Origin of the sequence: Amazonocrinis nigriterrae CENA67 (genome assembly GCF_016056305.1) — a bacterium.
Classification (GTDB): Bacteria; Cyanobacteriota; Cyanobacteriia; order Cyanobacteriales; family Nostocaceae; genus Amazonocrinis; species Amazonocrinis nigriterrae.
In genome coordinates this window covers 59,145-83,474 of record NZ_JAECZC010000065.1, presented here as the reverse complement: position 1 = coordinate 83,474, position 24,330 = coordinate 59,145, and the positions used below count along the sequence as shown (strand labels likewise).

At 40.6% G+C, this 24,330-nt stretch carries 18 protein-coding genes; 7 read left to right on the top strand and 11 right to left on the bottom strand.

The genetic code is table 11. From position 1 onward, the window contains the following. Positions 1-69 precede the first annotated feature (69 nt). Positions 70-1,185, bottom strand: a complete 1,116-nt coding sequence (gene dprA / locus I8748_RS26175) for a DNA-processing protein DprA (protein ID WP_198127442.1) — start codon at positions 1,183-1,185, stop codon at positions 70-72. A gap of 543 nt (positions 1,186-1,728) precedes the next feature. Between dprA and I8748_RS26170 the strand changes: the two genes are divergently transcribed. From I8748_RS26170 to I8748_RS26150, 5 genes are all read left to right on the top strand, one after another. Continuing rightward, positions 1,729-2,940 (top strand): serine/threonine-protein kinase, encoded by a 1,212-nt coding sequence (locus I8748_RS26170; RefSeq protein ID WP_198127441.1) that lies wholly within the window; start codon positions 1,729-1,731, stop codon positions 2,938-2,940. A gap of 271 nt (positions 2,941-3,211) precedes the next feature. Continuing rightward, positions 3,212-4,288, top strand: coding sequence for a PstS family phosphate ABC transporter substrate-binding protein (locus tag I8748_RS26165; RefSeq protein ID WP_198127440.1), 1,077 nt, complete (start codon positions 3,212-3,214; stop codon positions 4,286-4,288). 766 nt (positions 4,289-5,054) lie between these two features. Continuing rightward, positions 5,055-6,338, top strand: coding sequence for a serine hydrolase (locus tag I8748_RS26160; RefSeq protein WP_198127439.1), 1,284 nt, complete (start codon positions 5,055-5,057; stop codon positions 6,336-6,338). Positions 6,339-6,675: 337 nt separating this feature from the next. Continuing rightward, positions 6,676-7,215, top strand: coding sequence for a pentapeptide repeat-containing protein (locus I8748_RS26155; protein WP_198127438.1), 540 nt, complete (start codon positions 6,676-6,678; stop codon positions 7,213-7,215). 325 nt (positions 7,216-7,540) lie between these two features. Continuing rightward, entirely contained in the window at positions 7,541-7,777 is a 237-nt protein-coding gene (locus tag I8748_RS26150) for a DUF433 domain-containing protein (RefSeq protein ID WP_404800367.1), read from the top strand. Positions 7,778-7,838: 61 nt separating this feature from the next. Here the strand turns inward: I8748_RS26150 and I8748_RS26145 are convergent, their stop codons facing one another. The 8 genes from I8748_RS26145 to lepB all read right to left on the bottom strand — a co-directional run bounded on the left by I8748_RS26145 (position 7,839) and on the right by lepB (position 20,381). After that, positions 7,839-8,447 carry a hypothetical protein gene (locus tag I8748_RS26145; protein WP_198127437.1) on the bottom strand — a complete coding sequence of 203 codons (609 nt, stop codon included), beginning with the start codon at positions 8,445-8,447 and terminating at the stop codon, positions 7,839-7,841. 56 nt (positions 8,448-8,503) lie between these two features. Further along, positions 8,504-10,234, bottom strand: coding sequence for a R3H domain-containing nucleic acid-binding protein (locus I8748_RS26140; RefSeq protein ID WP_198127436.1), 1,731 nt, complete (start codon positions 10,232-10,234; stop codon positions 8,504-8,506). A 49-nt stretch (positions 10,235-10,283) separates the two neighbouring features. Beyond that, positions 10,284-11,447 carry a circadian clock protein LdpA gene (ldpA, locus tag I8748_RS26135; RefSeq protein WP_198127435.1) on the bottom strand — a complete coding sequence of 388 codons (1,164 nt, stop codon included), beginning with the start codon at positions 11,445-11,447 and terminating at the stop codon, positions 10,284-10,286. Between the two features lie 303 nt (positions 11,448-11,750). Continuing rightward, a complete protein-coding gene (locus I8748_RS26130; protein ID WP_198127434.1) occupies positions 11,751-13,172 on the bottom strand; it encodes a hybrid sensor histidine kinase/response regulator in 1,422 nt (473 codons plus the stop codon). 414 nt (positions 13,173-13,586) lie between these two features. Next, the gene (locus tag I8748_RS26125) at positions 13,587-15,422 is read right to left on the bottom strand and encodes a two-component system response regulator (protein ID WP_198127433.1); all 1,836 of its coding nucleotides are present in this window, start codon (positions 15,420-15,422) and stop codon (positions 13,587-13,589) included. Next, positions 15,419-17,836: an ATP-binding protein gene (locus I8748_RS26120; protein ID WP_225896552.1), complete on the bottom strand. Its 2,418-nt coding sequence runs from the start codon at positions 17,834-17,836 to the stop codon at positions 15,419-15,421. The genes I8748_RS26125 and I8748_RS26120 overlap by 4 nt, the downstream gene beginning before the upstream one ends. Positions 17,837-18,482: 646 nt before the next feature. After that, a complete protein-coding gene (locus I8748_RS26115) occupies positions 18,483-19,271 on the bottom strand; it encodes an MOSC domain-containing protein (protein ID WP_198127432.1) in 789 nt (262 codons plus the stop codon). A 468-nt stretch (positions 19,272-19,739) separates the two neighbouring features. Next, entirely contained in the window at positions 19,740-20,381 is a 642-nt protein-coding gene (gene lepB / locus I8748_RS26110) for a signal peptidase I (RefSeq protein WP_198127431.1), read from the bottom strand. Between the two features lie 243 nt (positions 20,382-20,624). Between lepB and I8748_RS26105 the strand changes: the two genes are divergently transcribed. Beyond that, on the top strand, positions 20,625-21,947 hold the full coding sequence (locus I8748_RS26105) for a dihydroorotase (RefSeq protein ID WP_198127430.1): 1,323 nt from the start codon (positions 20,625-20,627) through the stop codon (positions 21,945-21,947). Positions 21,948-23,069: 1,122 nt separating this feature from the next. Beyond that, the gene (patS, locus tag I8748_RS36340; protein ID WP_404800369.1) at positions 23,070-23,123 is read left to right on the top strand and encodes a heterocyst-inhibiting signaling peptide PatS; all 54 of its coding nucleotides are present in this window, start codon (positions 23,070-23,072) and stop codon (positions 23,121-23,123) included. Positions 23,124-23,371: 248 nt separating this feature from the next. On the opposite strand, the gene tsaE is transcribed toward patS, so the two are convergent. Together tsaE and I8748_RS26095 are read right to left on the bottom strand one after the other, a co-directional pair. After that, positions 23,372-23,827: a tRNA (adenosine(37)-N6)-threonylcarbamoyltransferase complex ATPase subunit type 1 TsaE gene (gene tsaE / locus I8748_RS26100; RefSeq protein WP_198127429.1), complete on the bottom strand. Its 456-nt coding sequence runs from the start codon at positions 23,825-23,827 to the stop codon at positions 23,372-23,374. Positions 23,828-23,896: 69 nt separating this feature from the next. After that, a partial coding sequence (locus tag I8748_RS26095; protein ID WP_198127428.1) for a gluconeogenesis factor YvcK family protein occupies positions 23,897-24,330 on the bottom strand: 434 nt, incomplete at its 5' end.

Here is a 24,330-nt window from a genome sequence, read left to right as displayed (position 1 = left end):
CCCTATTCCCCAATCCCTAATCCCCATTGCCCCTTATCCCCAGAGGGGGCCCCCAGTTCCCCAATCCCCTTAATTTTTCTGATATCGCATTCCTGGCAGTTGTGATACTAAACCCATGAGTTCCAACTGTAATAAAGCGCTGGAAACTGAGCCAATATTCATGCCTGTTTGTTGCACAATAAAATCCAAGGGTAAAGCATCAACTGCGATCGCATCTATTACCTGTTGCAATTCGGGTGGTAAAGTTGGCAAAGTTAACTGTTCTGGTGTTGGCGCTGTAACTGCATCCAACTGCGGTACTGCACCCAACATTGTTAATAGTTCGTCTAGTTCCTTGAGAATTAAAGAAGCTCCTTGATTGAGTAGCTTTAAACAACCTTGAGATGGGTGATCATCTAGTCTCCCAGGTAGTGCATAGACATCTCTACCAAAATCATTGGCATAGGTGGCTGTGATTAAGGCACCAGATTTTAAAGGCGCCTCCATGACTAAGATGGCGCGGCTTAACCCAGCAATGATTCTGTTACGGCGGGGAAAGTGAGTGCGATCGGGTGGGGTTTTGCCTGGATATTCACTTACGACTAAGCCTGCACTTAAAATTTGTTTGTACAAATCTCGATTTTTGGGTGGGTAAATAACGTCTACACCCGTACCTAAAACTGCGATCGTTCTGCCACCAGCTTTCAGCGCAGCCATGTGGCTTTCGGTGTCAATTCCCTCTGCCATACCAGAAACAACTGTAAAGCCGTTTTTAGCCAAAGCGGCGCTAATTTGGCGAGTCCAACGAATGCCATAATCTGAAGGTTGGCGCGTTCCCACAATCCCAACCATCGGTTTTTGTCCAAGATTTTCTTGTAGTTCCACTTCACCGCGATAGTACAAAATTGGCGGTGGACTGGGAGTTTCCAACAGCAAGCGGGGATAATCTGTATCTGCTGGTGTCCAGAAATAGGGGTTTTCCTGCTGGTGCTTGGTGAGTAGTTGTTCTGGATGCAGATGCGATCGCTGTTTCACCACCTTTTCTAGTGTCTGAAAACCAAATCCCTCCACTTCTCCTAACTGAGATTTGGTAGCTTGCCAAGCTGTTGCTAGCGTGCCAAAATGCTGCTGTAATCGTCGCAGCGATACTGGCCCAATCCCTGGAATTTGCGACCACGCGAGCCAATATGCACGTTCATCTACCACTTTTCCATCCTCACCCCTACTGCTTTGAGTATTCCCAAATTAGGTTGCTCTTTTGATGTGCATGGAGGTTAAGAGAGATAAAGAGAGAGGTGACAAAATTGCTTCTACGCGTTACAGAAATTAAAAGTAGCAAAAATAACTTTGTATTCAAGTAATTGAAATTTATTATCTTGATATATTAATGTTATTTGCTGTCTTTAATGAGGATATTAATTATTATTTCAACAATGTATTTAAGGCAAAATAACTATAAAGTTTCGATTAAGTTGTTTTAATATTAAAGTTTTTTGTGATTATTGCTACCAAAACTCTTGTAGTAGTTTTTTGTGCTGTGGTTAACCCTTAAGTGCTAAAATTTCATAGAAATAGTATATGTAATAAATATCGAAAACTAATTAAGTCGGTGACTACAAAGTCACATCGAAGCTAAAACCAAGGTGTAGAAAAACTCCTTCTCGAAATACCAGGAAATCAAGCGTCTGGTGAATCATATCTTTAACCAAACTCTTACTGGTTAGCAATTTAGTAGGTAGGATACGCCATATGCGTCAGTACCCTCTCATCAGAAAAACACTTAAGAATCGTTACCAGACTGTCACACCGTTGGCTGGTGGAGGATCTGGCGGCAATACCTACTTGTTAACAGGCGGAACACGGAATCAACAACAGTATCCCGTTGCCATCAAAAAAATACTTAGGAATCGCTTTAAAATTGTTAAACTCTTGGCAAGAGGAGGATCTGGAGATACCTACTTAGCTGTTGACCTAGATTTACCTGGCCAACCTTATTGTGTTGTTAAACATTTTCATCCCAAATATTCCAATCCTGCTGTTGTGCCGATTGCCAAAAACCTGTTTGCGCGAGAAGCAGAAGGTTTGTATCAGCTAGGTAATAGTCATGACCAAATTCCTAGATTGTTTGCTCACTTTGATGAAGATGGAGATTTCTTTTTAGTCCAAGAATTCATTGATGGACATAACTTAACTAAAGAAGTCTCACCAGGTAAAATCCTGAGCGAAAATACAGTCTTTAATCTCTTGAAAGACATATTGGAAGTATTGGTTTTTGTTCATCAACACAACATCATTCATCGGGATATCAAGCCTCAAAATTTGATGCGGCGACACTCTGATAACAAGATTGTGTTGATTGACTTTGGCTGTATTAAGAAAATAAGTGCCTTAGGAGGCAACCTGACAGTTGCTGTTGGTACTCCTGGTTACATGCCAAGCGAACAAGCAAAGGGAAAGCCAAAACTTAGTAGCGATATCTATGCGGTAGGAATGATTGGCATTCAAGCTTTGACAGGTATACCGCCTGAGCAATTACAGGAAGAGCTTGAGACTGGGGAAGTTATCTGGCGCGACAAGGCCCAGGTAAGCGATAGGCTCGCAGATATTTTAGACAAAATGGTTAGGGAACGCCATAACCATCGTTACCAATCCGCCGCTGAAGCTTTGGAAGCGCTCCTTCCTAATATGGCGTTGCCACAGTCATTGGAATCTACTCCTAGTCACGAACACACCAATGATAACTATTTAGAAGTGTATAGAAAGTTTCTTTTGTTCCTGGGGGTTGGTCTAGGCACTTTTACTAGTATATTACTAATAATTTTAGTATATACATTTTTGCACAGCAGTACATTACTGCCGAAGCAACCTGATCTATTAGAAAAGTTGAGAAAAAAATTTGTTGAACCACTGTCTGCTCATGTGCATAATCCAAAAGCCCAGCGGGAATTATACAACAATTAATCGCATGATTGCACACAGATATTAAGGTAAAATTAAACTTCATAAAATGAAAAAAAATTCACAATTATTAGTGTATTCAAGTATTGATTATCAATGCACTCTTAGTATTAATATCTTAGATAACTAGGTGTAATAAATGAAAGTTTGAAGTTGGAAACCTTGCTATTTAACGCTTACTAAGTAATAGGTAGTATAGTTGATATTTAATTATACCCAGTTACTTCTAGTCAGAATAATCGATAAATTACACAACATTCTTCATTCTAATAAAATGGACAATACAAACCAAAAAAAAGCCTTAATTCAAACAGATGTTGCAGTATTTGTTAGAGGTTTGCTTATTGGAAAGGCGTTAACACTTGTGGTTATTGGCGGACTGCTTTGGTGGTTACTCAAGCCTAGCGACATATCCCGTCAGAGCAGTGACTCTATCTCTAATGCAAGTTTCAAAGACACTGTTGGTGGATCAACCTTTGAGTCACTAACTGATGTCCCAATCGACTCATTCAACTATGGCGGGAGTACAGCTTGGGCACCTATTCGGCAATTGGTAGATTCTCAAATCCTCAGCGCTCGTCCTGAACTACAATTGCGCTATTTAAACCCCGTTAATGGTAACCCAAGTTCTAGCTCAGGTATACGTATGTTGCTTGACGGACAATTGGACTTTGCTCAATCTTCCCGTCCCCTCACAAATGAAGAAAAAACTATTGCCAAAAAGCGAGGCTTGACCCTTAAGCAACATAAAGTAGGGATTGATGCTATAGCCGTGATAGTCAACCCATCACTGAACATACCAGGTTTAACTATTAAACAGTTGCAGCAGATTTATTTAGGGGAGATTAATAACTGGAAACAGGTGGGCGGGCCAAACCTAGCAATTACTCCTTTGTCCCAACGACTAGAAAACGCAGACACAGCGATTTTTTCTACAAAAAGTGATTTTGAAAAGCAAGCGCTTAACTCTCAGATAAAGTATGTATACTCTACTACAGAGGCTGTGCGCCAAGTTAGCAAAATACCTGGTGCTATATATTACGATTCTGCGCGTGCAGTGGTATCTCAATGTAGTGTGAAACCTTTACCACTGGGTCGCACTTCTAATGAACTAATTCCACCCTACCGCGAACCCTTTGTGTCACCTGAACAGTGCCCACGTCAGCGCAACCGCGTAAATACGGAAAATATCAAAAATGGCAGCTATCCTATTACCACTGACTTGTTTGTGATTATTAAGCAAAACAAAGAGCGGGAACAGAAGGTTGGCGAAGCCTATACTAATCTTTTACTTACTGACCAAGGACAAAATGCACTTGAGCAAGCTGGTTTCACAGGGGTTCGCAAGTAGAGTTTTGCGTATTAATTATTTTCATCAGTAAGAGGGTACTACAGTACTCATCGAACTCAGGTTCACTTAGTTGCGATCGCTGGAAACATGATATAAAAATAGACTGCTGTATCTATCTAAAGCTATTTTCAGGTAACTGAAGATAGCTTTGATGGTGAGTTGTTGGTATTGGGCATGAGGGAGCCAGTACGCGATCGCGCACTAGCTCTCTATAAGGAACTGTACCAACTCGTTCGCTCTCCTACATTCCCGTACCCCTACCGGGAAGCAAGCTACGCAAAGTGCATCTTTGAAGGAGTTGGGTAGGGCGGTACGTTAAAAGACAATATTTTTCACAACTCATTTAGGATTGCTATAATAACGGCTCTAACAAGTTAGCTTTGTTTTTGGCTACCTAATTAATGTATGAAATACCTAAGCACTTTGCGAGTTGTCATCAGACATCGCTCTAAATATTGTGATTGTCATAAAAAATCATAGGCATTGAGCCTCATAAATTATATTTGCACTTTTTTGGAGTTTCAAGCCATAATACATCCAGTTTTTAGCAATTACACCACAATCAGTTGATTGAGAATAAATAAAGCCTAAATATCAATCAAACTCATTCAAAACTTTTTTGTTTTGAGGTGGAACAATTTTGTGGTCTAATTGTCTTGACCTAAGTAATTAGCATTTATTTTCATCTTGGTTTCTTCCGGATATTCTGGAAAAAACGGGGAAAGTTTGTGCTAGTAAATCCTACTGTCGCTCATCAATCACACGAATGAGATTACGCTCTTTTTTCCTTAGCGTTATGAGTATTGTGCTGCTGTCTTCCGCAGCGAAAGCAGCTAGCTTAGAATCTTGGTACTTTGACACCGCACAAAACCAACTCAATATCACTACAGAATCTGCTGTTCAACCAAGAGCATTCTTAATTAATAACCCCACAAGACTGGTTATTGACCTTCCTAAAACCCAAATCAATGGAAATACAGCTCGTCAAAGCTTTGGGTCAAAAATTCGAGAAATTCGCATTGGCAAAGTTGACTCTGATACAACTAGACTAGTAGTTGAATTAGCACCGGGCTACACCGTTTCTCCCGAAAAATTACTCATTAAAGGAGATTCTTATTCTCACTGGATAGTCAACTTTGGAGCAATTGAACGCAGCAACAACAATATTTCATCTGCTATTGAAGAAAAGATTCCTGTTCCCATTGGTGATGTTTCGACCTTTGCTGGTGTTGTTCCTTTAGGTAAGGAAATATCACAGCTAAGTTCTCAAGTTAAAGCGTTGACGGCTCGCTACAGTTATCTCGAACCGGGAATGTTTTTCTTAGATTTAGACACAGGTAACTATCTGGACTTCAACGGGGAAAAGGCATTTCCAGCGGCTAGTACGATTAAGTTTCCAATTTTGGTAGCTCTGTTTCAAGAAATCGATGCAGGTAGAGTCAAGCTGAATGAAACTTTGGTGATGCGGCGTGACTTAATGACTGGAGGTTCTGGAGTCATGCAGTATAAACGCTCTGGAACTCGCTTTAGTCTTTTGGAAACTGTTACCAAAATGATTACCATCAGCGATAACACCGCCACCAACATGATTATTGACCGTTTAGGTGGTAAAGCTAAATTAAATCAGCGTTTCCGCAATTGGGGACTGCAAAATACTGTGATTCGCAATTTGCTAGGTGACTTCAAGGGTACTAATACAACCAGTCCTAAAGACTTGGTAAGACTGTCAGCGCTAATTGCTAATCAGAACAATCAGATGTTGAGTAATTCTAGTCGTACCCAAGTTTTAAATCTCATGCGTCATGTGGAAAACAGAAGCTTACTACCTTCTGGACTTGGTAAAGGAGCAGTAATTGCTCACAAAACTGGAACGCTAGGAGTTCTTCTCGGTGACGCCGGTATTATTGAGATGCCGTCTGGTAAACGTTACTTGGCAGGCATTATGGTGAAAAGACCTTTTAACGACTTGAGAGGTAAGGCTTTTATTACTCAAGTTTCCCGACTGGTGTATGGCTATTTAGGTCAACCAACAGTAGCTCAGCAGCCCTGATAATTAAGAGTTAGGAGTTAGGAGTTGGGAGTTTGAAGTTGGAAGTTAGGAGTTATGAGTTAGGAGTTTGAAGTTAAAAGTCAGGAATTTATTATTTCTTCATCTCCCTATTTCCAAATCTCCCCATTGCCCCTAATCCCCACTCACGAGCGGTCGTGGGGGCCCCGAGTTCCCCATCTCCCTATCTCCCTATCTCCCCTACTCCTCGGCATATTTAATCACTTCAATTTATCAAATTGAATAAAGATAATATTTGATATTATTAATCAACTTATTTAAAGTGAATACATCAAACAGTTTAGTGGCGTCTCCCAAGAAGTAAAGCCGCCGGATTCTCATGAATAAATCAATTACTAAAAAATTAACTAACTGGCTTGTAACTACAGTATGTATGGTACTTGTGGTAGCATTTTCCCTACTTGACCAGCCTAGTGCTAGCGCTCAAGTAGAAACACCACCCGTAACCACGGAGTATACACCTGCTCCCATTGCACCCGCTCCCATCACACCTACTCCCGTAACATCTGTAGCTGCAAACGTCAGGCATTTATTACAAACCAACGAATGTGTAGGGTGCAACCTCATGGGAGCAACCTTAAAAGATGCAAACCTCCCTGCTGCTAACTTAGAGAATGCGAACTTGCAAGGCGCTGATTTAGAAAGAGCAAACTTACAAGGAACTAACCTCGCTGGTGCAAACCTCCAAGGTGCGGATTTGGGTAAAGCGAACATCACAGGAGCAAACCTGGAAAGAGCAAACCTATTTGATGCCGACTTAGAGAAGGCAAATCTCACAAACGCCAATATACTAGGCGCTAACCTCCAAGGTGCTGATTTTGAAAACGCGATTAGCCCCCAAGGATTCACTATGCAGTAATGGAAAGTGCATAGCTATACTTTTTACCCCTGCTGTCCTTCGTAACAGTTGGGGTTTTTACACTTCATAATTTGTAATAAAGAAAGTCAGATTTCAGTAGATGTTTTCCGGAATTAGCAATCTAAGTGTGGTAGTCATTTCCAGAACACAACTTATATTTAACTTATATAACTAGCCTTTGGGGAATATAGCCCCATCAAAAAACCCGATCACAAAGACCGGGTTTTTTGGTAATGGTGTAGAGTTGCAGTGTAATGATTGTTAGGCTTTCGTTACCACCATCGCTGTCGGCTTTTTCACTATAATAAGCACAAGCCAATTACACATGGGGAAGATGGTAAAACTCGATCGCATCACCGTTAATCCTAATATTTGCTTGGGGCAACCGACAATCTGGGGTATGCGAATCACCGTCAGCGTCATCCTCAAAATGCTAGCAAATGGCAACTCTGTAGCAGAGGTATTAGAAGCATATCCAGAACTGGAAAGCGAAGATGTCACACAAGCGCTTAAATACGCTGCTTGGGTTGTTTCCGAGCAAATTCAGAATTACGTAATGTAGCATAAATTATGACTTTGTATTGGTTCAGAAAGTCAAGAACAATCAAAAGCGAAACCAGACTTTAATTTGATTGCGATCGCACCATCCAAGCCAAAATACCCAAAATCTGCTCTACTGGAGGAATCAAGTACTCAGTTAAATCAATAGTTACCGTGCTGTCCTCCAACTTCAGGAACGTCCACAAGTTACCACTGGTAACACTACCGTAGATAGTAGCGATCGCTTTTTCATTTTTGCTATTAAACCTTTGGGCGGCAACCATTTCAGCGATACACTGTCCTAAACCAGCTTTGAGATTTTCTTTCTTGGCTTCCACAATCACCACTGCTGGGGCTTCAATAAATAACTGTTCTGGCGAAAGGCTGATCAGAAAGTCGCAAAATCCTGCTAGTCCAACTTCTGGTTCAACGTTAAATTCTTCTCCAGAGAAAAAACTGATTTGTCTGTTAAAAATTTTTCGTATTTCAAACAATATTGGGCTAATAATTAACTCTGATCTAGCTTTCTCAGAACCCATTGCTATTGCTAACTGGATACTTTCTGCAAGAAATTCAGCCAACAGAGGACTAGGTGATATTGATTCTATAGGAGGTAAAAAGCGCCCACCTTCTACTAGGGTAAGGTTAAAATCTTGTTTTACTTTTCTTAGAGAAAAATCTCTGTAAGACATAGGCTGTCTATTGTGAATTACCCTCTCCTTGTAGTAGGAGAGGGGTTAAGGTGCGATTATGCCGGATAAATCCGTAAACGCCGATTTGGTTCTTCGCCAAAGCTGTGAGACTTCAGGCGATAGTGTTCTACCAACTCATGCTGCATTTTGCGTACTTGGGGAGAACGAGGTAATAACTCAACTGGCTGTCCTTTAGGAATAACAATTTGCTCTACAGCAAGTCTGGCTTCTTCAAGGGCATCAATTTCATCATCGCTGCCACTGTGCAAAAACAGTTGTAGTTCTCGGTCATCGGCTATTTCTGGATCATCCATGTTCAGCAACCGCCGCAAACCACGGGTAATCTGGGGAATGGTGCTGGACTTAATCATGTGGATGGGCACATGACGGGCTTTGGCCATTTGTCTTAATTTGGCGTGGTTTTTGACGTGCGATCGCAATGCCAAAATTGCATCTGCACTATCGATGTCTTTTGTCAAGACTACAGGCAAAGTCAACACATTGATCACTTGTTCCAGTTGGTGACGGCTAACGCCATAGGGATAGATATGCAGTGGCAAATCTTCACCATTTGGCCCTGACTGTCTGGTGGCACTAAAATCAATGGTTTCTGAGTAGTTGAAAGATTCATCTAGCAAGCGGTCAAACTCACTGCGCCCAGTTACCCGTTCCCGTTCTACAGGCGGCAGTGCTACCATTTGCCCAGATGAGCGCCAGCCGTTGGACTGTCGTGGCGATGGCGAAGATTCCTCTGCTACCCCTAGCTGTCCACCGCGACCATTGACTACTGACAACTGCCGTGTCACCGAGACTTTGCCTTGCTCATCAACGGTTCTGGTTTGGGGGCTGGGTTGACGACCTCTCAGCAGATTATCTACTGTGTCAGCAACGCTTTCGTGTACTACCCAACGCTGCCGTTCTAACATTTCCACAGCAATCTCGAAAGTCGGAGGAGCTTTACGTTCCAAAACAGTTTTTTGACTGCCGCGGCGTCTCGCTTCGTCATCTCCTAAGGTTACAGCCTGGATACCCCCAACTAAATCAGAAAGGGTGGGGTTTTTGATCAGGTTTTCAATCTGGTTTCCGTGGGCAGTACCTACTAGTTGCACACCTCGTTCGGCGATGGTACGAGCAGCTAAAGCTTCCAGTTCCGTGCCAATTTCATCAATGACGATGACTTCTGGCATATGGTTTTCTACTGCTTCAATCATCACCTGATGCTGAAGTTCTGGATGAGCCACTTGCATCCGCCTAGCGCGGCCAATAGCGGGGTGAGCAACATCACCATCTCCAGCGATTTCATTGGAGGTATCGATAATTACCACACGCTTATTCAATTCATCTGCTAGAACACGGGCAATTTCCCTTAAAGCAGTGGTTTTACCCACGCCCGGACGCCCTAGCATCAGAATTGATTTACCAGTTTCGACCAAATCGCGGATCATGCCGATTGTGCCAAACACCGCTCGACCAACGCGACAAGTTAAGCCAATAATCTTGCCAGTACGGTTGCGGATGGCACTGATCCGATGCAAAGTTTGCTCAATTCCTGCCCGATTATCTCCGCCAAAGGTTCCTACTCGCTGAATACAATCATCTATCTGTGCTTGAGTGACGGGTGTTTCGCTCAGATACTCAGCTTGATTGGGAAATCGAGCTTCTGGGCGACGACCCAAATCCAAGACCACTTCAACTAAACTATCTCTTTTGGGATGATTCTCTAGTACTTGTCGCAGGTCTTGAGGCAAAATGTCTAATAACTTTTGGAGATCGTCTGTAATCGTCATGCTTTCTATGGTGACGTTTTTAGAGATAACGAACGAGCGATTAGCGTTCCTACTGTGACTTGAGCTGGGAAACGAGAGAATGGGCAAGTCCTACAGCTTGCCAAAGTAGTTCGGGTTTTTCTTCGAGGCGGACAGTCGCCTTGATACTATTGTTACTCACCTCCTTATTCTCCAGCTGATCGAGAATTGGTGACAGCAATACACGGGCGTAGCTACCGTAGGCAACCCCGGAGATGAAGGCAGGGGGGTAAGGGGGCAAGGGGGCTGAGGGGAAAAATTCTTCCTTCTCCCCTGCTCCCTCACTCCCCTGCTCCCCTGCTTTGTTCAACAGTCCCATTGCTTTTAACTTAGCAACGGTATAGTTGTTAGTGCCGCCTGCTAACTGCACATATCCCGGTAACTTGGCTGTCAAAACTTTTTGACCTAATTTAATGGCTGCTGATGTAGTGCCGTCTCCAATATCACCGCTCATTGGGCGACCATCGGTTTGCCAAATTATGGCACTACGACACGACGGGGAAATTAAGTCATAAATTGCACGGAGGTAGTCAATCATTCCCTCTCCATCAGGACAACTGATGGCTACTACCTGAAGCTGGTCAGCCCATTGTGAAATTACTTGCCACAATCGCTGAAATTCTGTCAACCGCCCTACTTTTGTGTGTATTTCTACGGCATCTACTGCCGTTGACATTACCAATGGCGCGATCGCTCCTGGCGTTGACATATATGAATTTGTATAAATTATATCATATTTGCAAACTGGTATACAACGACCGCAGCCATAACATTTTTCAGATTCAACTCCTGAAAAGTTTTCTTTTATACTGCTAAATACAATTGCTTGTGCAGGACAAATTTTTTCACAAGGTCTGGGGCACTCGCTGGGGCATTCCGTAGAATTAAATTCTGCTTTGCGAAAATGGGGGTCTTCTCCATCGTTCAAGCTAACCATCAAAAAGGGCGAGTTTCCTTTATAGTTAAAACCTCGCTCTTGGGCATCTTTAGCTAGATCCTTGGCAACTTGCAACGCTTCAGTAGCTGCTGCCATCACAGCTGGATCAGCTGCCACATCTATACAGTCAGCGCCCGCCAAAGTGTAGGCTAATGTTAAACTTCTGACCGCAGGTAAGTGCTGGTAGCTGGCTCCGCAGATGAGCTTAAACCAGTGACCTTTTTTCAATGATTGTAAAGGGGCAAACAGATCAGTCACATCTCTATTATGCTTTCATCGGACTGAAAATAGTAGTCTCTACTAGATAAAAAGTCTTGATTTCCTCATCGTGGGTTTTCAGTAGTCAAATTTTTACTTGAAAAATTGACTATCAGCCTGATATTGCGAAAGATTCCGCCATCGCGCTTTGTGGGGTATGTATATTTATTGTGTTAAGAAATATAAATTTTGTTGAGTCGTCAGTCGTCAGTTGTCAGTTGTCAGTTGCTAGCTGTCAGCAGGCAGAGTTATTTCTCCCCTGCTCCCCTGCTCCCCTGCTCCCCTGCTCCCTATCTCCCGTTCCTACGCAGGTGGTTCGATAGGAATTGCGATCGCAAACTCCGCTCCTTGTCCTGGAGATGAGCAGCAGGTGAGCTGTCCTCGGTGTTTTTGCACGATAATTTGATGGCTAATGGATAATCCTAATCCGCTGCCTTGACCTACAGGTTTTGTAGTGAAAAATGGATCGAATAGACGTGACTGTAACGCCTGATCTATGCCAGGCCCATTATCAGCGATCGCTATTTTCACAGTATGAGACTCTGTTAGTTCTGTACGAATCCGAATCTGCGGATTTTGGATTGGCATTTCTTGGCATTTGCTTTGATGCTCTGATATTTTTTCATAAGCTGCTACGCTAGTAGATTGGGAGCTAAAGATCTGAGTTGTCTCGATTTCTTCTAAAGCACCAATCGGTGAAAGCTGATTTGATGCTTTGTCTTCACATATCCCTGTTTTCTCCAAAGAATCAATGGCATTATTTAACAAATGCATAAATACTTGGTTTAATTCACTTGCGTAACAGGTGATTGGGGGCAATTGACCATATTCTTTGATGATTGTAATAGCTGGACGATCAGCTGTTTCTCGAAGCCGATGCTGTAGCATTACTAGAGTATTGTCGATACCTTCATGGATGTTTACCGACTTCATTTGTGCTTCATCATGCCTAGAGAACTTTTGCAGCGCCAGTACAATTTGCCGAATGCGATCGGCTCCTCTAAACATTGCACCCATTAAATCTTGCAGATCATTAATGACAAAATTCAAGTCTATATCCTTAACTATTTTTTTTATTTTAGGAGTAGGTGGTGAATATTCCTGTTGATAAGCCTGAATGATATTCACTAATTCCCGCATATATTGACTGGCATATTGGAGATTGCCATAGATAAAACTAATAGGGTTATTAACTTCATGGGCAATTCCTGCAACTAATTGCCCTAGCGCCACCATCTTTTCGTTTTGAATCTGTTGAACTTGAGCCGCTTTTAAATTATCAAGAGCTTCTTGCAATAATAAATTTTTTTCTTGTAGTTTTTTTTGTAGTGAACGCAAATTAATTTGATTTTCAATTCGCAATATTACTTCTGCTCCATGAAAAGGTTTAGTAATATAATCTACGCCTCCAACATCAAAGGCTTTTACCTTATCTAAAACATCATCCAGAGCGCTAATAAAAATTACTGGAACTTCACAAGTTTTCTCATCAGCTTTTAACTGTTGGCACACCTGATAGCCATTCATTCCTGGCATATTAATATCAAGTAAAATTAAGTCAGGTAAAAGCATTTTGCACGCAGTCAATGCCATTTTACCGTTTAAAGCTTTGCGAACTTCAAAACCTTGCATTGTTAACATTGCCGATAGAAGTCGCAAATTGTCTGGCATATCATCAACTACTAAAATATTTCCTTTATAATTAGGATATTTATTTAAATGCATTTGTAATCAAAATTTATGTTTATAATTATTGATGTCAGTTATCTTTTATTGTTAACGTTTATCAAGCTGTTGATATTTTGACATTTTTAAAATTAATTTCAAGAGGGCACTATTATGGTTATACAATTGTTACTATTCATTGACTTTTTGTATAGTTTTTTGAGAATGATATAATACCCAGTCTGGAAATTCAGCTATAGATTATTCTCTGTTATTTTCCTGCTCTTTAGCAATCCTTCCTTATACCCATTTGTAGCCACCTTAAAGTGAGTGAAGTCATCTAACCTTCTTACGTAAGTATAGTAGATAACACACCAAAATTATCTAAATATATAGTCTAGTAATAAAATATTAGATATGTTAAATATAACTAAGTATTAATCCACACTCTTTACTTCAGATGCTACTTGAGCATCACCATTGAGGCATTGAGGCAATAAAGTTCAGAACTAGTTTTTGTTCCAAGGGTTTGGAAAACAGAAATCCTTGAGCAAAATTGCATTTTAAACTTTTCAGTTGTTTTAACTGTTCTTGAGTTTCAACTCCTTCGGCGATCACAGTCATTCCCATTGATTCGGCAATACTAATCATAGCTGGTACTAAACCCATATTTGCTTGGCTTTCTTGCATACGTTTGACAAAGGATTTATCAATTTTGAGTGCATTTAAAGGAAAGCTGTGCAGATAACTCAAAGATGAATACCCTGTGCCAAAATCATCCATAATTAACTTGATATTCCTTGCTTTTAATTCTTGGAGAATTCCTTTAATTGCACAGGTATTTTCCATGATGACACTTTCTGTAATTTCTAATTCTAAGCAAGCTGGATTTACTTTAGTTTCATCAATAATTTGGTCAATTTCTGCTGTTAAATTTGCTTGGGAAAATAATTTTGCACTCAAATTTACACTAATAGTTAGGTTCTCCAGATTTGGTGAGTGATGTTGCCAAATACGCAGTTGCTGGCAAGCTGACTGTAACACCCACATGTTAATAGGATTAATCAAACCTGTTTCTTCTGCTATAGGAATAAATTCTATAGGAGAAATCAGCCCACGAACTGGATGTTGCCAACGTAAAAGTGCTTCAAATCCAGAGATTCTACCTGTAGTTAGAGAAATAATTGGTTGATAATAAATGATAAATTCTTGTCGTTCAACAGCTCTACGCAAATCATTTTCTAATTCTAAAAGCTGGATTGCTTCCTGATACATAGCCGGATCAAAAACATGATATCTTGCTCTTCCTAAAGCCTTCGCGCGATACATTGCTGTATCAGCATCTCGCAATAAATATTCTGGCTTTTCGTAGTCTTTATTACCCCAACTAATGCCAATGCTGGCACTCATGAAAACTTCATATCTAGATAATTTGAAAGTTAGTGATAGTTGCTGTAAAATGCTTTTTGCAATTTGAATTGCAGAACTTATATCTGTCAAATTTTCTAAGATAATTCCAAATTCATCACCACCTAATCTTGCTAAAGTATCGACTGGTCTCAAGCAATCTTGGAGGCGACGACCAATGGCAATGAGTAATTCATCTCCTACCAAATGTCCGAGAGAATCATTCACAACTTTGAAGCGATCGCAGTCTAAAAATAAAACAGCAAACTGATAATTTGAGTCTTGCTTGGCACAATTTAGAGCTTTTTCAATGCGTCTAATAAACAAAACTCGGTTTGGTAAACCAGTGAGTGAATCATGCAACGCTATATCTAGCAGTTTACTTTGTAGTTGCCGACGGTAAGTAATTTCTCCTTGGAGTTTTTGGAGAGCCTTTTCTAGCTCCCAAGTACGCTGTTTTACCCTTTCTTCTAATTCGGAATTCAGTGTTAATATTTCCAGTTTTGCCGCTCTTAAGGCTATTTGATTTTGTACGCGTACTAAAACTTCTTCAAATTCAAACGGTTTAGTAATATAGTCTACACCACCTATTTGAAAACCTTTTACTTTATCAAAAACATCATCTAAAGCACTAATAAAAATTATGGGAATATCCGCAGTCAGATCCCAAGCTTTAAAGCGCTGACAAACTTCATAACCGTCTACCTCCGGCATCATAATATCGAGTAATATTAAATCCGGTAATACTGTTTGACAAGCACTCAATGCCATTTGCCAATTCAAAGCCTTGCGAACGTTATATCCTTCCTTTGTCAGAAGCGAAGACAAAACTCGCAAGTTGTCTACCATATCATCAATTATCAAAATATCTTTTTTATCAAGGTTTAAGCGCTGGTAATTCATTCTGTGTCTGTTCTTGTCAATTCCATGATTTTCTCAAACTGATAGTTGTTTGCTAAATCCTTGAAAACTCGGAAAATTAAAGCTTGATCTGACTGAATCTCTTGTAGTAGCTCTAGAATTAAATCATCGCTACAACTTGCTGCTGCATGTCGTAACTTGTTGAGCCACTCAGGTGAGATCTGCAACAAATGCTCTAAAATATCAGCTTCGTTGGGCATTGTCTGTATTTGTGAATTGACAGATGCTTTTGTGGCAGTTTCTACTTGGCTGATATATTTTACACCTAGATATTGGCTGATTGTTTCTAATAATATTTCTTGTGTAAACGGCTTGCGAATAAAATCATCGCAACCAGCTGATAAAATTTTTTGGCGTTCTTCTTCAAAAGCGCTGGCAGTAAGAGCAATAACAATGGTTTGGGTATCAGGTATTGAGCATGGCAAAGCCAATGTATTACGTGATGCTGACTTCCAAAGCTGCTTTGCGTGGTTTTCCAAACCAGAGCAAGTAGCGTTGTTCCAACCCAGATGACTGGCGTCTGACTCTGCTGATTTGGCGAAACCCGGAGGGTAACAATTTTCGTCATCGGGTAGCATGTCTTCCGTACCCGAAACCTCAAGCCCAATTTCTGCAGCTTTAATCACCCTTGTGGCTTCATAACCATCCATAACAGGCATCCGCATATCCATGAAAATAAGATGTGGTTGCCATTCCAGCCATTGGGCGATCGCTTCTTGGCCATTTGCGGCTTCCCGCACGATGAAGCCAATTGGCGTCAGTAGTTTTACTAAAACTAAACGATTATCTGCAACATCATCAACTACCAAAATGCGGTATTCTTTTTGCTCTGGTGCTAAAGTAACAACTTGGCGTTGAGTTTGCTTTGTTTGAATTTTGCTAGGCTTAGCCAGACCAATTTGAATATTAAAGGTAAATTTACTGCCCAAACCCAAAACGCTGCTTACGGTAATATCTCCCCCCATCAGTTGTACATATTTACGACTAATGGCTAAGCCTAAACCAGTTCCCTGTTGAGATTTTCTCCCTATTTCAGTTTGCCCAAAAGGTTCAAAAATTAGTTCAACTTCTTGGGGAGGAATACCAGCACCAGTGTCTTGTACCTCGAAGATCAGGGACTGAGGATTGGGGGATTCGGGGCCCAATCTTACACGTAAGGTAACACTACCACCATTATCAGTAAATTTAATGGCATTGCTCAGCAGGTTGAGTAAAACTTGGCGCAGTCGGCTTTCATCAGCTTCTACATATTGAGGTATATTATTAGTATATTCAAATACTAATTTAATGCCTTTAGAAAGGGTACGCCTACCCAACATCTCCTCTAGGCTTTCCAAAAGGTGAATTAAATCAAAACTGCTGATATTCAATGTGGTTCTACCAGCTTCAATTTTGGATATTTCTAGAATGTCATTGATTAAGTTGAGCAAATGCTCACCCGCACGATTGATAATTGCGAGATTTTCTTGATGTTCGCTGGATAGAGATTTGTCATGACTCATAACTTGTGTAAAACCGAGAATCGCGTTAAGTGGAGTACGCAATTCGTGGCTCATGTTAGCAAGGAATTCACTTTTGGCTCGGTTTGCCTGCTCAGCTATCTGTTGTCTCTCTGTTGCAATTTTTTGAGATTCAATCAATTCTTCCTGAGTGGTTTGCAGTTGTTCAATGATTGATAAAAGTTCTTGGATACGCTGTTGTAATTTAGCTTCTAAAACACCACTATTTCTGAGTAAATATTTTTCTGTTTTTTGGAATTTGATCCGACGAGATAAAAAAACTATTTTCCGGATATTTTTAACTAACTTAGTATATAAAAATCGGCTAAGTTGATTGTGCTTAATAAATAGTAGTATCTGAGTTATTTTTTTTATTTGATTATGCTTTTTTTTCAACCAATTATTTTTTTCTTTTACTTGCTTGTCTGCACTGGCATCCCCTAAATTTTTATTGCATTGATATATAACAAGTTTATTGGAGTATTTATTGGCTAATATAATTAGCTTATTGAACCAGTCAAAAGTCAATAAACCTAATTTGATACTCAATAAAAATACGAGTATACATAGAAATAAAGTAGCATATGTATAGGGTTCAATATGTTCCATAAAGTTGTCTTGGGGAATCACTACCACAATCAACCAAATTTGCTTAGAAGTTGTTAAATAGCTATCAAGGTAGTGTTCCATGCGATCGCAGTTTTCGTTTTCTAACTGAATCGCAACCTTTTTTACTGCTTTATGTCTGTTATGATATAAAAGATAGCCTACCAGACCTACTGCCCCACCAATTTGTAATACAAAAGCCACAATCATCATTGTTCTGATGAGCATCTTGGTATAAAGTCTGCCAATGAAGCAGTTGAGAGATTTGACAGGCTGAAGTTTGGACAACATTGTAATTTTATTTTTCCCCAACACTAAACTTAGGGAATCCAGGCTATATTTGCTACCTTCGATACAAAATTGCTAATGCTTACGATAGCAATAATCATCAAGCAAATAACTGCTGTTAGTATAAAGTTATATCATAATTTAGTTCTATGTCCTCGTACATCTGGCTAATTTATCTGATGAGAGTAATCCTTCAGCTTTGTCATAACACCTTAATTTGCTCGATCTCATCTGCAACAAGCTAATGCATATTAGTAGACAGAAAATCAAATTCTTTATGTTTATTAATAATATTTTCTTTTGAGAAATAGCTAGTTCCTTTCGCTGTTGGGAAACTGCAAGGGTACACTGCTTCACCATGCGACTATCCTTGACAACACACTACCTCTTGCACTTAAGGACGATCGCTACAACTGGTCATGCAATTTAGATATATTTTAGAGGTTGTTTAAAAAGTATCAATAATTTTGATTTTAGGGAAAATCTCAGTACAATCAACGCAGAGCAAACCTGAAAACATCAGTTTTTTCGTTTTACTTACTCCCCACTCCCCACTCCCTACTCCTCTAAAGCCAGGATTTGAGTATTCAAAAGGACTTTTCAAACATCCTCTTAGCCTAGTATAAATTCTTATGAATTTTCAGAAGAACTAACTGTGCGCCGAAAGTATCTCAATTTCGTCGCCAATTTGCAAAATCTTACCAGTTTCTGACGTGGGTAATCGTGTATTCACACTTAAGCGAAAGAAATGATTAAAGTGGGATAAGGCTACTCCATTTGGCAAACTTGCTTCGCGCCTTTGCACAAATATTTTTTGAAAGTTTGGGTAGGCTTCTCCAGAATCAGGATTACGTGTTGGAACTACACAACGCTGACAGGGGTTGATCCCAAAAAAGCACGTGTCTCCAACTTTAAAGGAGACCACATCACCTTGTTCATTAAATAACCGATCTTCCCAAAACGGTTGTACACCTCCGATTTCAACGTTTACACGCATACGGCGACGTATTTCATCAACGGTTAAACCAGGAAACCAGGAAGCTACTTCTTCTAAAGTCGCTGTACTAACTACCGTTGGCCCCGGTGAATTTTGATCATCGGGAAAGCCCATTAAAGAGTTTTGCTCTAAGATGACAGCAAAGCCAAAAAAATTACTCAAAGTTGCTGCTAATGCTTGGCGTTCTTCGTCTAGATGAAATTGTTGTGATTCCTGGTTGGGAATTTGTAGTGAGATAGTTCGATTTAAAATGCTAAATTGCGATCGCAGTAAATGGATCTTACTGTGGCGTTTGCCATTGACAACTTTACCCTGTCCGTCAAAAATGGCAAACTCGCGGTCATTCTCTAGTGCGCCAGTAGCGAGAATTCTTGCTTGCTCAACTTCAACGCCATCCAATGACTTAATTGGGTATAGTAAAATTTTAGCTAGGTATGGCATTAAACAATTTTAGATTTTAGATTTTGCGAAAAGTTTGAGCGGAGGTTTCCTCCGTAGACGCTTTGCGGTGAGGGAGTCGCAATCTTGGCGGTGAGGCAGTCCGGTCTTGGGGTTTCCCCAAGTGGAGGAACTGCCGAACCCGTAAGGGTTCCCGTCGATTGCGTTAGCGCAGCGATCTTCGACGCAGGAACGTCACTCCCGAATCCGTTCGGCGAAGCCGTTCTCGAAGAGTAGGGCTTGCCGCAGGCATCAAAGCTTTTCAAGACGGATTTGAGATTTTAGATTAAAAGTATTTTCCAAAAAGCTGTCTTGGCAACGGGGATACCCGAATTATAGATTGTAGCTAATAAACTAACATAGCAGTGCCATTGATAGTGTAGAAAACTTCAAGAGGCGACTGCTATTTTCAATCTCAAATCTAATAATTCAAATCCGGTTACTATTCACATCAAATATTTAATCCTACATTTATGGATAGAGTGGCGACTGATCAATTGGCCCAATTTTATTTAATGGCCAGAATCGAAGTACGGCACGACCGATAATATTATTGCTTGGTACAAAACCCCAACAGCGACTATCGTAGCTACTGTTACGGTTATCACCTAGTACTAAATAAGAGTTCGGGGGAATAGTCTCTGGTTTCGCTAAGTAAGGCGGTTGCTGTCCTGACGTGCAAACATCAATTACTGTACGCTGTTCTGAGCTAAGATATTTATCTTCTTGAAGAGGTTTTTTGTTGATATAAACTTTACCATTTTTCAGTTCTACGGTTTCTCCAGGTAAGCCAATTACACGTTTAATAAAGGCATCATTGAAATTTTCCTTTTGTAATTCTTTTGTAGGCGAAAAGACTACTATATCTCCCCGCTGTGGTTCAGAAAATTTATACTTCAACTTATCAACAATGATTTTATCCGCCTGCCACTGATTTGGGGTTCCGTGCAAAGTCGGTTCCATCGAACCAGAAGGAATCCAGCGAGCTTCAGCAACAAAGGTACGAATGCCCAAGGCTAGGACAATACTTAATACAATTGTTCTACCTAGCTCTGCAATCCAGGAATTATCAGGTTGTTGACTAGAGTTGTTATCAGACACTTGGTTTTGCATGTAATTACTGAAACAAGGTAAAGTGCAGGAATGAACTTGCGAAGAATACTTTATTTGTTAATCTTAACGGGAGAACGTTGATTTATTGGTTATCGTCAGCATCATGATAGGCGTATTCATAAACTAAAAATAAACTTTTTTTTCATTACCTGCAAAAATTCGTGACGAAGAGTGCAACTGAGCTTACCCTAAAAGCATAGTTCTCTGTAAACTATAGCTGTCTGTCTGAACATTGTTAACCTCATGTCATCTTCACAAAGCTTACTGATTCGCCACGCTAGCATAATCCTACCTAATGGAGAATCCATGATAGGAGATGTGTTGATCAGCGATCGCCACATAGTTGAAGTTGCACCGAAAATTTCCATTGCAACGCCAGCCAGAGAAATTGACGCAGAGGGGTTAACTTTGTTGCCAGGAGTCATCGACCCTCAGGTGCATTTTCGTGAACCAGGACTAGAACACAAAGAAGACCTATTTACAGCCAGTTGTGCCTGTGCCAAAGGTGGAGTCACTTCTTTTCTAGAAATGCCCAACACCCGCCCCCTAACTACCACCCAGGAAGCTTTAGACGACAAGCTACAACGTGCTGCTAGTAAGTGCTTGGTTAATTATGGCTTTTTTATTGGGGCAACGGGCGACAACATCCCAGATTTGCTAGCAGCCAAGCCGACACCAGGAATCAAAATTTTTATGGGGTCGATGCATGGACAGTTGCTGGTCGATGCAGAAGCAAAATTAGAGGCGATTTTTGCTCATGGCGATCGCTTAATTGCCGTTCATGCCGAAGACCAAGCCAGAATCAACCAACGTCGCATTGAATTTGCTGGCATTCACGATCCGGCAGTTCACTCCCAGATTCAAGATAATCTAGCAGCGCTGTTGGCAACTCAATTGGCGTTAAAACTTTCGCAAAAATATCAGCGTCGTCTGCATATCCTGCACATGTCTACGGCTGAAGAAGCAGAGTTACTGCGTCAGGGTAAACCGAGTTGGGTGACAGCAGAAGTCACCCCACAGCATTTATTGTTAAATACCAGTGCCTATGAAAAGATTGGCACCTTAGCACAAATGAATCCGCCTTTGCGATCGCCCCACGATAATGAAGTTCTCTGGCAAGCTTTGCACGATGGTGTGATTGATTTCATCGCTACAGATCATGCACCGCACACCCTGGCAGAAAAAGCTCAAGAATATCCTAATACTCCCTCTGGAATGCCTGGGGTGGAAACTTCCTTAGCTTTGATGTTAACAGCTGCCAAGCAGGGAAAGTGTACTGTTGCCCAAGTTGTCAACTGGATGTCAACAGCTGTGGCTAAAGCTTATGGTATTCCCAACAAAGGAGCGATCGCTCCTGGTTACGATGCCGATTTAGTACTTGTAGATTTGAATACGTACCGCCCTGTGCGGCGTGAAGAGTTATTAACCAAGTGTGGTTGGAGTCCTTTTGAAGGTTGGAACCTGACAGGATGGGCTGTAACTACCATTGTGGGCGGTCAGATTGTTTATGACAAAGGTCAGTTAAATACTGATGTGCGGGGTCAAGCTTTAACTTTTATCCAGTAGCCTTTCCCCGCTAGGGAAAAATCCTAGAAGGTTGTGCCCAATTTTTGACTCTTCATCTTCGTGTCTTAGTGTCTTAGTGAGGCAGTCCGATCTTGGGGGTTTCCCCCATGAGGAACTGCCGAACCCGGAGGGTGGTTTAAGAGTAAATTCTTAAACCACCAAGGCACGAAGACACTAAGAAAAATTTACCATTTCAATTTATACCTTGAAATCACTGCCCAATTGGAGAAATCAAACTCATTTTATTCAAACTTTGTAAAGTTACTAGTGTATTCACTGAGAAATGTCAATACTACCTAGATAATCCAATATAAGAATAACTTTTAACTGACAATAAATAAATTAATTTCTCTCATATCGTTAGAAATAATAGTTATTTGTGTGTGAATCGTGAAGCTGACCTGGGAATACTAAGTACCAAGATCAGTAAGACGACAATACCTAAATTGGTTATCGTTTAACTTTTCTTGATGAGCTTTTGGTGCTTAACTATCCGGATTTTTTTTCTAAATAACTGTAGAGAATTAATAGGGTTAAGTAAATGGGCGACTTCGATGAAAACTCTGTTTTATACATATAAAAACTTTATATGCACTTAATTATTATGCTCTTAAAACAGGTTTTTACACTTCTGATTCCTTTTTGTTACCAGAAGTGATGTTGCCAAAGAGCTGATCGTTACTATGCAAAATGGAGCAAAAATCAAAAAATAAGCATCTCACCAAACAAACTCGCTTAACGAATTTACACAAGACAGTCAAAACAATAGGGAATAGGCACAACCATAGTGGAAGTAGACAAAAAATTTATCAGTATTGACCGGATACTTCCAATTTATTTACTAGCCTAATCTCAAAGATCATCCACCAAAGGACAGGTTTATGTCAATTAGCAATTGAATTTTATTTTTCTTGAGTACAAGTGTTCTAAAAATCTGGCCCTTTGCCAGACATGAATTGTAAGACGCTTGTTCTATCAAGACAGTTGAAGTTAATTCTTTGTCCATCTACTGCGATATTCCCTACGAGAATACGCTACTCATAGCGAACCTCAGCTAGAAAGCTAGTAGATGACAACTGTCACCGGATCTTTTGTTGAAGAGTATTTCATTGATTTTGAATAATGAGGACAACAATGTTAGTGAATTTTTTGGATGAGCGTGGTAGCGGTAGATAGAACGAGTGTGGAATTCTACCTCGACTATCGACGACAATTTTGTAGTGTTGTAATAAGGTTAGGACTTTTTGGGTATGACACTGGTAGCATTAGTCAATTAATGTCAATAATGATTGCGGTGTGGGGCGACTAGTTTATCCGCCTGAATCAATTCAATAATGCATTACATCCAACAGCGAATCCTCATCACAATCAGATGCTACTTAAAACTATTAGTCAGTGTTTTTTCCTAACTTCAGAAAAATCACTCACATGGTAGCAATGAATTCGCTGATGGTGTAATTAAATGATGTAATTTCAGCTTGACGAGTGCCCTCATCCCCATAAGTTAAATGTACGTTGAGATAACTATGTGGTTTGTAGGGCATTCGTTCTGCCCACTCGATCGCAACAATTCCTGGCATTACTTCAACACCTTCCCAGTAAGTATCCAAGTTTAAAGCCACAACCTCTTGTGGTTCTAAACGATATAAATCTAAATGGTAAAGGGGCAGGCGTCCTTGTGTGTATTCATTAATCAGCGTGAAAGTTGGGCTGACAATTGGTTCAGCAATGCCTAAACCTTGTCCAATACCTTGTACCAGAGTAGTTTTGCCAGCACCTAAATCACCCTCCAGTAAGATGACAGCGCCGGCATCAAGAGTTTGACCAAGAGTAATTCCCAAACGTAGTGTTGCTTGTGCATCTGCAAGAAAAATTTTCATAATTTAGTCAGTGGTCAGTGGTCTAAACAAATTACAACTGACAAATGACAACTGACAACTGACAGATTTTTATCTCCCATGATGCGCTCCACTGTACCAACGTAACAACACTCGTGCTAATTTTTGGGGATTGTGACGTACACAACCTGTTTCATCTTCATACAAAATATTCGCCGGCACAATCCGCCGTCCTAGCAAAGATACAGCTTCCCGGTCTAGGAATACAGGATGAGAGTTTTGTTGAGCATAGCGCAGGAGTGTTTGGGCAGAGGGCAATTTTTTGTGTACCAGTACAGCATCAAATAACCTTCTTTGCCCACAAGCGGTATCAATGGCTCTAATGTGGTCGGCAACAGTATATCCTTGGGTTTCTCCCGGTTGGGTCATAATATTGCAGACATAAATGCGTGGGACTTTTGTGGCTGCGATCGCATCGGCAATTTCTGGTACTAGTAAATTAGGAATCAAACTAGTATAAAGGCTACCAGGGCCAATAATGATAT

Coding starts and splice junctions, on each gene's coding strand:
- I8748_RS26170 (WP_198127441.1), top strand. CDS start 1,729: ATGCGTCAGTACCCTCTCATCAGAAAAACACTTAAGAATCGTTACCAG.
- I8748_RS26165 (WP_198127440.1), top strand. CDS start 3,212: ATGGACAATACAAACCAAAAAAAAGCCTTAATTCAAACAGATGTTGCA.
- I8748_RS26160 (WP_198127439.1), top strand. CDS start 5,055: ATGAGATTACGCTCTTTTTTCCTTAGCGTTATGAGTATTGTGCTGCTG.
- I8748_RS26155 (WP_198127438.1), top strand. CDS start 6,676: ATGAATAAATCAATTACTAAAAAATTAACTAACTGGCTTGTAACTACA.
- I8748_RS26150 (WP_404800367.1), top strand. CDS start 7,541: ATGGGGAAGATGGTAAAACTCGATCGCATCACCGTTAATCCTAATATT.
- I8748_RS26145 (WP_198127437.1), bottom strand. CDS start 8,447: ATGTCTTACAGAGATTTTTCTCTAAGAAAAGTAAAACAAGATTTTAAC.
- I8748_RS26140 (WP_198127436.1), bottom strand. CDS start 10,234: ATGACGATTACAGACGATCTCCAAAAGTTATTAGACATTTTGCCTCAA.
- I8748_RS26130 (WP_198127434.1), bottom strand. CDS start 13,172: ATGCATTTAAATAAATATCCTAATTATAAAGGAAATATTTTAGTAGTT.
- I8748_RS26125 (WP_198127433.1), bottom strand. CDS start 15,422: ATGAATTACCAGCGCTTAAACCTTGATAAAAAAGATATTTTGATAATT.
- I8748_RS26120 (WP_225896552.1), bottom strand. CDS start 17,836: ATGTTGTCCAAACTTCAGCCTGTCAAATCTCTCAACTGCTTCATTGGC.
- I8748_RS26115 (WP_198127432.1), bottom strand. CDS start 19,271: ATGCCATACCTAGCTAAAATTTTACTATACCCAATTAAGTCATTGGAT.
- lepB (WP_198127431.1), bottom strand. CDS start 20,381: ATGCAAAACCAAGTGTCTGATAACAACTCTAGTCAACAACCTGATAAT.
- I8748_RS26105 (WP_198127430.1), top strand. CDS start 20,625: ATGTCATCTTCACAAAGCTTACTGATTCGCCACGCTAGCATAATCCTA.
- tsaE (WP_198127429.1), bottom strand. CDS start 23,827: ATGAAAATTTTTCTTGCAGATGCACAAGCAACACTACGTTTGGGAATT.